The organism is Streptomyces doebereineriae (assembly GCF_031845645.1).
In the GTDB taxonomy this organism is placed as follows: Bacteria; Actinomycetota; Actinomycetes; order Streptomycetales; family Streptomycetaceae; genus Streptomyces; species Streptomyces canus.
On sequence record NZ_JAVREZ010000078.1, the window covers coordinates 1 to 640 of the forward strand.

The window sequence follows — 640 nt, forward strand, 5'->3', positions numbered from 1 at the left end:
TCGTAGCACCTCAGCAGTATCCGCGGAGCGTCAGTTTCGGCGCTCACACCCTTATCGTCGCCGCCGGGGGCCGAACTCCGACGGGGTTGGGCCAACAAATTTCGCCGGAAAATCATTGGCCCCGGTCGGGCCGCGTGCGTCATGGTGGTCGGCGTGGTGAACGTCGACGCATTCAAGCGGGACGGGTTCGTCAAGATCGAGGGGGCCGTCCCCGCCGAAATCGCCGATGCGGCCAGGCATCTGCTCTGGACGCAGATCGGGCTGTCCGCGGACGACCCGGCATCGTGGACCGCCCCGGTGGTGTGGACGGCGGATCTGACCGGCGCGGGCGCGTTCGGGCAGGTTGTGGGCAGCGCCCCGCTGGCCGACGCCCTGAACGGGATCTGCGGAACCGGCGGTTGGCTTCCGCGGGGCTCGCTGGGCAACGTCCCGGTCCGGTTTCCCGTAGATCCGCCCGCGCGGGACCGGGGCTGGCACGTCGATGCCAACACCCCGCTGCCCGGAGGTCAGTGGGCGGTCAGCGGCCGGCCGCACACCGTTCTGGTGCTCACCCTGCTGTCTGAGGTGGGGCCCGACGATGCGCCGACGCGTGTCCGGGTGGGTTCGCACCGCGACGTGGCCGGGGTGCTCGGGCCGGAGC

At 71.1% G+C, this 640-nt stretch carries 1 pseudogene; it reads left to right on the forward strand.

The features are described from left to right. Window positions 1–156: 156 nt before the first annotated feature. Window positions 157–640, forward strand: a pseudogene (locus RNB18_RS50780) (phytanoyl-CoA dioxygenase); the annotation flags it as partial.